Source organism: Amycolatopsis sp. lyj-90 (genome assembly GCF_046549035.1).
GTDB lineage: Bacteria > Actinomycetota > Actinomycetes > Mycobacteriales > Pseudonocardiaceae > Amycolatopsis.
The window spans coordinates 260,566-269,958 of the sequence record NZ_JAJPWP010000004.1; the positions used below are offsets into that span (position 1 = coordinate 260,566).

Consider the following 9,393-nt stretch of genomic DNA (forward strand, 5'->3'; position numbering starts at 1 on the left):
AACGAAGACAAGCTCCGCTACTTCCTCAAGCGGGTGACCGCCAGCCTGCACGAAACGCGGCAGCGCCTACAGGAGGTGGAATCCTCCGGCGAGGAGCCGATCGCCATCGTCGGCATGAGCTGCCGGTTCCCCGGCGGCGTGGCGACGCCGGAGGACCTGTGGGAGCTGCTGTCCGACGGGCGCGAGTCGGTCGCCGAACTGCCGCGAGACCGCGGCTGGGACGTCACCGCCGCGGAGGTGCGCGAGGGCAACTTCGTCGACGACGCCACCGGTTTCGACGCCGGGTTCTTCGGGATCAGTCCGCGCGAGGCGCTTTCGATGGACCCGCAGCAGCGGTTGCTGCTGGAGGTGGTGTGGGAGGCGTTGGAGCGCGCCGGGATCGACCCGGCCTCGCTGCGGGGATCCGCGACTGGTGTGTTCGCCGGCGCGTCCGGTTCGGGCTACGGCTGGCTTTCGGGCAAGCAGGGCGAGCACGACGGACACGTGATGACCGGCAATGCCACGAGCATTCTGTCCGGCCGGATCTCCTACACGCTGGGGCTGGAGGGGCCCGCGATCACGGTGGACACGGCGTGCTCCTCGTCGCTGGTTTCGCTGCACCTGGCCTGCCAGGCGTTGCGCTCGCGAGAGTGCTCGATGGCGTTGGTCGGCGGTGCCTTTGTCGCGGCCACTCCGGTGCTGTTCACCGACTTCAGCACGTCGCTCGGGCTTTCCCCGGACGGCCGGTGCAAGACGTTCGGCGCGGGCGCGGACGGCATGGGCGTCGCCGAGGGCGCGGGTGTCGTGGTGGTCGAGCGGCTGTCGGACGCGCGGCGGAACGGGCACCGGATTTTGGCGGTGGTGCGGGGTTCGGCGGTGAACCAGGACGGTGCGTCGAATGGTTTGACGGCGCCGAATGGTCCTTCGCAGCAGCGGGTGATCCGGGCGGCGTTGGCGAGTGCGCGTTTGTCCACTGAGGACGTTGACGTGGTGGAGGCGCACGGGACCGGTACGCCGCTGGGCGACCCGATCGAGGCGCAGGCGTTGCTGGCGACTTATGGTCAGGGCCGGCCGGAGGGGCGGCCGTTGTGGCTGGGTTCGGTGAAGTCGAACATCGGGCACACCCAGCAGGCCGCGGGCATGGCCGGGATCATCAAAACCGTGCTGTCGCTGCGCAATCAGGAACTGCCGCGCACCTTGCACGTGGAAGAACCGACCACGCACGTGGACTGGTCGGCCGGGGAGGTCCGGCTGCTGGCCGAGCCGGTGCCGTGGCCGGCGGGGGAGCGGGTGCGCCGGGCCGGCGTGTCGGCGTTCGGCATGAGCGGCACCAACGTGCACATCATCGTCGAGGAGGCTCCGGCCGCCGAAGAGACCGCGCCCGAGCCGGACGCTCCGGAAGAGGAAGTGCTGGAGGGCGCGGACGAGCGGGTTCCGGTACTGGAGTCGGGCGGGTTGACCGCATGGCCGGTGTCGGGGCGTTCGGCGGGCGGGCTGGCGGCGCAGTGGGATCGGCTGGCGGCGTGGGTCGGGGCTCGTCGGGAGCTGGATCCGGTGGATGTCGGCTGGTCGCTGGCGGCGACGCGGTCTTCGTTCGAGCATCGTTCCGTGACGATCGGCGGCGACCGGGATTCTCTGCTGTCGGGTGCGGCGGTGCGTGGGGTGGCACGTTCCGGCGTGCGTCCGGTGTTCGTGTTCGGCGGGCAGGGCGCGCAGTGGGTGGGGATGGGGCGTGCCGCGTTGGCGGAGAGCCCGGTGTTCGCCGCGCGGTTCGCGGAGTGCGCGCGGGCGTTGGAGTCCTGTGTGGACTGGTCGCCACGTGCGGTGTTGACCGAGGCTGCGGAGCTGGGCTCAGCGGCGGTGGTGCAGCCGTTGTTGTGGGCGGTGATGGTGTCGTTGGCGGCGGTGTGGGAGGCCGCGGGGGTGGCGCCTGAGGCTGTGGTGGGGCATTCGCAGGGTGAGGTCGCGGCGGCGACGGTGGCGGGGATGTTGTCGCTGGACGACGCGGCGCGAGTGGTGACTGCGCGGTCCCGCGGCTTGTCCGGGCTGTCGGTCGAGGGGTCGATGGTGTCGGTGGTCGCGCCGGTCAGTTCGGTGGCCGAACTGATGGAGCGGTGGGGTGATCGGCTGTCGGTGGCGGCGGTGAACGGCCCCGCGGCGACCGTGGTGTCCGGCGATCCGGAGGCGCTGGCGGAGTTCGAGCGGGAGCTTGCGTCGCGGAAAATGCTTCGTTGGCGTGTCCCGGAGACGGATTTTGTGGCGCACTCGTCGGCGGTCGAGCCGCTGGAGGCCGTGCTGGCGGACGAACTCGGCGGGATCGAGCCGCAGGCCGGTCGGGTGCCGATGATGTCGACCGTCACGGGCGGTTGGGTGTCCGGTCAGGAGCTGGATGCCGGTTACTGGTACAGGAATCTGCGGCAGACGGTGCTGTTCGAGAGTGCGGCTCGGGCGTTGCTGGCGGACGGCTTCGATTCCTTTGTGGAGGTTTCCCCGCATCCGGTGTTGACGGCATCGGTCACCGAGACCGCGGAAGACGCCGGGGTCTCGGGTGTGGTGACGGTCGGGACCGTCGAGCGGGACAACGCGGGCGCCGCGCGGTTGCTGACCGCGTTCGCGGAAGGCTTCGTGCACGGCCTGCCGGTGGACTGGTCCGCCGTGCTGCCGGTGGGCGAGCCGGTGGAGCTGCCCACCTACGCGTTCCAGCACCAGCGCTACTGGATGGAGGCCGCTTCGGGCGGCGACGGCGCGGGAACGGTCGCGGAGACGCGGTTCTGGGCGGCGGTCGAGGGCGGCGATCTCGCGCACCTGACCGAGGTGCTGGAGCTGGAGGACGAGCGTCCGGTCGGCGAGGTGCTGGAGGCGCTGACCTCGTGGCGGCACCGGGAACTGGGCCGGGCAGCGACCGAGAACTGGCGCTACCGCACCATCTGGACCCCGGTGGCCGATCCGGCCCCGGTTTCCCTCGACGGCATTTGGACGGTGCTCACCGCAGACGCGGCCGACGATCTCACCGCGAGCTGTGTGCGGGCGCTCGAGGCCCGCGGCGCGGAGGTGCTGGTCGCCGAGCTGCCCGATGGGGTCGTCACGCGCGAAGAAGTCACCGAGTTCCTCGACGAGGCGCTGCCGGTGACGCAGCCCGCCGGGGTGCTGTCGCTGCTCGCGATCGACGAGACGCCGATGCCCGAACACCCCGTCCTGACACGGGGACTGGCGCGGACGCTTTCCGTGGCGCAGGTGCTGGTGGACCTGGAGGTCGAGGCGCAGCTGTGGGTGGCCACGCAGGGCGCGCTCGCCGCCGCGGCCGGCGACACCGTGCCGAATCCGGTGCAGGTGCAGGCGTGGGGGCTCGGCCGGGTGGTCGGCCTGGAGCATCCCGAAGCCTGGGGCGGTCTGCTCGACCTGCCCGCAGAACTCGACGATGCGGCCGGCGACCGGCTCACCGCGGTGCTCGCCGGCTGCGGCGAGGACCAGGTCGCGATCCGCGCCGGCGGCCTCCTCGGGCGGCGGCTGGCCAGGGCGGACCGGCCGAAGACGACGGACCGGACGTGGACCCCGCGCGGGACGGCGCTGGTCACCGGCGGCACCGGCGCGATCGGCGGGCACGCGGCCCGCTGGCTGACCCGCCGCGACGCCGAACGCGTTGTGCTGACCAGCCGTTCCGGACCGGCCGCCGGGCACATGCCCGCCCTCGCCGCGGAGTTGGCCGCGGCGGGCACCCGGGTGGACGTCGTCGCCTGCGACGCGGGCAACCGGGCGGAGCTGGCCGGGCTGCTGGACTGGACCGCGCGGACCGGACCCGCTGTGTCCTCGGTGCTGCACACCGCGGGCATCGGGCAGGCCACCACGGTCGCGGAGACCGATCTCGCCGAGACGGCCGCCGTGCTCGCGGCGAAGGTCGCGGGCGCGGTGCATCTCGACGCGCTGACCCGGGATTTCGACCTCGACGCGTTCGTGCTGTTCTCCTCGATCTCCGCGACCTGGGGCAGCGGCCTGCAACCCGCATACGGCGCCGCGAACACCTTCCTGGACTCCCTCGCCGAACAGCGCCGGGCCGCGGGCCTGCCCGCCACCTCCGTGGCGTGGGGTTCGTGGGGCGGCGGCGGCATGACCGACTCCGACGGTGCCGCGCAAGGCATCCGACGCGGTCTGCTGGTGATGGACCAGAACCGCGCCATCGAAGCTCTCGGTCAGATCCTCGACGGCGACGAGGGCCGGCTGACCGTCGCCGACATCGACTGGGCGCGGTTCGCTCCGCCCTTCACACTGCGCCGCCCGAGCCCGCTGATCGAGAGCCTCCCGGAGGTCCGCGAGGCGCTTGACGGGCCGGAGGGCGCCGCCGCTGCGGACGACGCGACGCTGCGGCAGGAACTCGCCGGGCTGTCGAAGTCCGAGCGGAACCGGCTGCTGGTCGGGCTCGTCCAGGCGAAGGCCGCCGACGTGCTCGGCTACGCCTCACCCGACGAGGTGGACGCCGCCCGTGCGTTCAGCGACCTCGGTTTCGACTCGCTGACCTCGGTGGAACTGCGCAACCGGCTCAGCGCCGCCACCGGGCTCGCTCTCCCGGCGACGCTGCTGTTCGACGCGCCCACCCCGAACGCCGCCGCCGCGTTCCTGCTGGCGAAGGTGTCCGGCGCGGACGAGACCGCCGCGCAGGCGCCGGTCGCGGCGGCGGTCACCGACGAACCGCTGGCGATCGTCGGGATGAGCTGCCGGTACCCGGGCGGCGTCACCGGCCCCGAGGACCTGTGGAACCTGGTGGCCGCCGGGACCGACGCCATTTCGGTACTGCCCGGCGACCGCAACTGGGTGGTCGAGGACATGCCGACCAGCGGCGACGGCTACTCCGGGAAACCGGTCCGGTCCGGCGGATTCGTGTACGACGCCACCGGTTTCGACGCCGGGTTCTTCGGGATCAGCCCGCGCGAGGCGGTCTCGATGGACCCGCAGCAGCGGTTGCTGCTGGAGGTGGCGTGGGAATCGCTGGAGCGCGCCGGGATCGACCCGGCGTCGCTACGGGGTTCCGCGACCGGCGTGTTCGCCGGTGCGTCCGCCTCTGGCTACGGCTGGAGCTCCGGGCTGCAGGGAGAACTGGACGGGCACCTGGTCACCGGCATCTCCACCAGCGTGGTGTCCGGCCGGGTCGCCTACGTGATGGGGCTGGAAGGCCCCGCGGTCACCGTGGACACCGCGTGCTCGTCGTCGTTGGTGGCGCTGCACCTGGCCTGCCAGGCGGTGCGCTCCGGGGAATGCTCCCTGGCGCTGGCCGGCGGTGTGATGGTGGCGGCGAGCCCGCTGCTGTTCAACCAGTTCAGCCGGCAGATGGGGCTCGCGCCGGACGGACGGTGCAAGCCGTTCGGCTCCGGCGCGGACGGCATGGGCCTCAGCGAGGGCGCGGGCATGCTGGTGGTGGAACGGCTTTCCGACGCCGAACGCAACGGGCACCGGATTTTGGCGGTGGTGCGGGGTTCGGCGGTGAACCAGGACGGTGCGTCGAATGGTTTGACGGCGCCGAATGGTCCTTCGCAGCAGCGGGTGATCCGGGCGGCGTTGGCGAGTGCGCGTTTGTCCACTGAGGACGTTGACGTGGTGGAGGCGCACGGGACCGGTACGCCGCTGGGCGACCCGATCGAGGCGCAGGCGTTGCTGGCGACTTATGGTCAGGGCCGGCCGGAGGGGCGGCCGTTGTGGCTGGGTTCGGTGAAGTCGAACATCGGGCACTCGCAGGCCGCGGCCGGCGTGGCGGGCGTGATCAAGATGGTGCAGGCGTTGCAGAACCGGGAGCTGCCGCGCACCCTCCACGCCGACGAGCGTTCGCCGCATGTGGACTGGGCGTCCGGCGAGGTGCGGCTGCTGACCGAGAACAAGCCGTGGGCCGCGGAGGACCGGCCGCGCCGGGCGGGGGTGTCCTCGTTCGGGATGAGCGGGACCAACGCGCACCTCATTCTCGAGGAGGCGCCGGAGCCGGTCGCGGCGGAGATCGTCGACGAGCGGGTTCCCGTCGTCACGGGCGGGCTGACCGCGTGGCCGGTGTCGGGCCGTTCGGCGAACGGCCTGGCAGCACAGGGGAATCGGCTCGCGGCGTGGATCGATGCCCGCGCGGAGCTGGACCCGGTCGACGTGGGTTGGTCGCTGGCGGCGACGCGGTCGGTGTTCGAGCACCGGTCCGTGACGGTCGGCGGCGACCTGGCGTCGCTGCGGTCGGGTGTGCCGGTGCACGGTGTCGCGCGGTCTGGCGTGCGTCCGGTGTTCGTGTTCGGTGGGCAGGGTGCGCAGTGGACCGGCATGGGCCGCGCGTTGCTGGACGAGAGCCCGGTGTTCGCCGATCGGTTCGCCGAGTGCGAGCGGGCGTTGGTGTCCTGTGTCGACTGGTCCGCGCGGGAAGTGCTGCTGGACCCGGCGAAACTCGCGTCGGCGGAAGTCGTGCAGCCGGTCCTGTGGGCGGTGATGGTTTCCCTGGCGGCGGTGTGGGAAGCGGCGGGTGTCGAACCTGAGGCTGTGGTGGGGCATTCGCAGGGTGAGGTCGCGGCGGCGACGGTGGCGGGGATGTTGTCGCTGGACGACGCGGCGCGAGTGGTGACTGCGCGGTCCCGCGGCTTGTCCGGGCTGTCGGCGGAAGGGTCGATGGTCTCGGTGGTCGCGCCGGTCAGCTCGGTGGCCGAACTGATGGAGCGGTGGGGCGATCGGCTGTCTGTGGCGGCGGTGAACGGTCCTGCCGCGACGGTGGTGTCCGGTGATCCGGAGGCGCTGGCGGAGTTCGAGCGGGAGCTGGCGTCGCGGAAGATGCTTCGTTGGCGTGTCCCGGAGACGGACTTCGTGGCGCACTCCTCGGCGGTCGAACCGCTGGAGGCCGTGCTGGCCGACGAACTCGGCGGGATCGAGCCGCAGGCCGGTCGGGTGCCGATGATGTCGACGGTGACCGGCGAGTGGGTGTCCGGGGAGGAGCTGGGCGCCGGCTATTGGTACCGGAATCTGCGGCAGACGGTGCAGTTCGAGAACGCGACTCGGGCGTTGCTGGCGGCGGGCTTCGATTCCTTTGTGGAGGTTTCCCCGCATCCGGTGCTGGTCGCGTCGGTGACCGAAACTGCTGAGGACGCCGGGGTTTCCGGTGTCGTCGCGGTCGGCACGGTCGAGCGGGACAACGCCGGCGCGGAGCGGTTGCTGACGGCGTTCGCGGAGGCGTTCGTGCACGGCCTTTCGGTGGACTGGGCCAAGATCCTGCCGGTCGGGAAGCCGGTGGAGCTGCCCACCTACGCGTTCCAGCACCAGCACTACTGGCTGGAGCCCGCGCCGGGCGGCGAGGCCGTGGGCACGGTGGCCGAGGCCCGGTTCTGGGCCGCGGTCGAGGGCGGCGACCTCGCGCAGCTGACCGAGGTGCTGGAACTGGACGACCAGCGCCCGGTCGGCGAGGTGCTGGAAGCGCTGACCTCGTGGCGGCACCGCGAACTGGGCCGGGCCGCGACAGGCAACTGGCGCTACCGCACCGTCTGGGCGCCGATCACCGACCCCGGCCCCGTCACTCTCGACGGGACCTGGGCGATCGTCGCGCCGAGCGGCCGGCAGCTCGCCAGCGACTGCGAAGCCGCTCTGCGGGCTCGCGGCGCCGAGGTGTTGCTGCTCTCGCCCGAAGACCCGATCCCCGGCAGCGAACTCAGCGGAATCCTCTCGCTGCTGGCACTCGACGAGACCCCGACGCCGGGCAATCCCGCGCTGAACAAGGGATTGGCCGCGACCATCGACCTGGTGCGGGCACTGGGCGACGCGCAGCCGGACACGCCACTGTGGACGGTCACCTCGGGTGCGGTCGCCACCGCGCCCGGCACGCCGCTGACGAACCCGGTGCAGGCGCAGGTCTGGGGCTTCGGCCGGGTCGCCGCGCTGGAACACCCCCACCGGTGGGGCGGTCTGCTCGACCTGCCCGCCACCCTCGACGACCGCACGGCGGGCCTGCTGGCCGCGGTGCTGGCCGACACTGGGGAAGACCAGGTCGCGATCCGCACCGCGGGGATCCACGGCCGTCGGCTCGAACGCGCCCCGCGCACGGGGGACGCGGCGGCGCCGTGGATGTCGCTGGGCACCGCGTTGATCACCGGCGGCACCGGCGCGATCGGCGGCCGGGTGGCCGGCCTGCTGGCCGCCCGCGGCGCCGAACGGCTGGTGCTGGCCAGCCGCACCGGGCCCAGTGAGGGCGTCGTCGCGCTGGTCGCCGGGCTCGCCGCGCAGGGAGCCGACGTGGAGGTGGTGGCCTGCGACGCGGGCAGCCGGCCCGACCTGGCCGGGCTGCTGGACCGGATCGCCGCGACCGGGCCCGCGCTCTCCAGCGTGGTGCACGCCGCGGGTATCGGGCAGTTCGGCGCCATCGCCGACACCGACCCGGCCGAGGCGGCCTCGGTGCTGGCAGCGAAGGTCGAGGGCGCGCGGCATCTGGACGAGCTGACCCGCGACGCCGATCTCGACGCGTTCGTGCTCTTCTCCTCGATCTCGGCGACCTGGGGCAGCGCCATGCAGTCGGTGTACGCGGCGGCCAACGCCTACCTGGACGCGCTCGCGGAAAACCGCGCGGCCCGCGGCGAACCCGCGACCTCGGTGGCGTGGGGTCCGTGGGGCGGTGGCGGTCTGACCAGCGAGGAAGGCATCGCGCAGCTGGCGCGCGGCGGGTTCTCCATCCTGGAACCCGGACAGGCGATCCAGGTGCTCGCGCAGCTCGTCGACGAGGGCGCGGCCCAGACGACGGTGGTCGACGTGGACTGGGCGACCTTCGCTCCGACGTTCACGCTGCGCAGGCGCAGCCCGCTGGTCGAAAACCTGCCGGAAGTGCGGCAGGCGCTGGACGACTCCGCGGACGGCCCGGCCGGGGCCGGCGCGACGGACCTCGCCGAACGGCTGGCCGGACTGTCCCGCGCCGAACAGGTGCGGGTGCTGGTCTCGCTGGTCCAGGCGGAGGCGGCGGCCGTGCTTTCCTACGCCTCGGCCGACGACGTGGAAGCCACCCGCGCGTTCAGCGACCTCGGTTTCGACTCGCTGACCTCGGTGGAGCTGCGCAACCGGCTCGGCGAGGCGACCGGGCTGCGGCTGCCCGCGACCCTGCTGTTCGACTGCCCGACCCCGGCCGCGGTGGCCGGCCACCTGTGGTCCGAGCAGTTCCAGGACGAGGCTCGGCCTGCCTCGCTGGTGGAGGAGGTCGACCGGCTCGGCTCGCTGCTGACCGAGGCGGCGCCGGACGAGAAGACCCACGAACTGATCGCCGAGCGTCTCCAAAGCCTGCTTTCCCGCTGGACCGACGCGGGAGCCCGCGACGGACGGGCGAACGCCGCGGAGAAGCTCGACTCCGCCTCCGACGAGGAAATCTTCGATTTCATCCACACCGAACTCGGCCGGTGATCCCGCGCTTTCGCGCATCCGCGCTGGTGTATTTAC

Annotated in this window: 1 pseudogene; it reads left to right on the forward strand. The window is 72.5% G+C overall.

Going from position 1 to position 9,393, the window contains the following annotated elements:
- Nucleotides 1-9,357: pseudogene (locus tag ACLJPX_RS17085) on the forward strand (type I polyketide synthase); the annotation flags it as partial.
- Nucleotides 9,358-9,393: the final 36 nt, after the last annotated feature.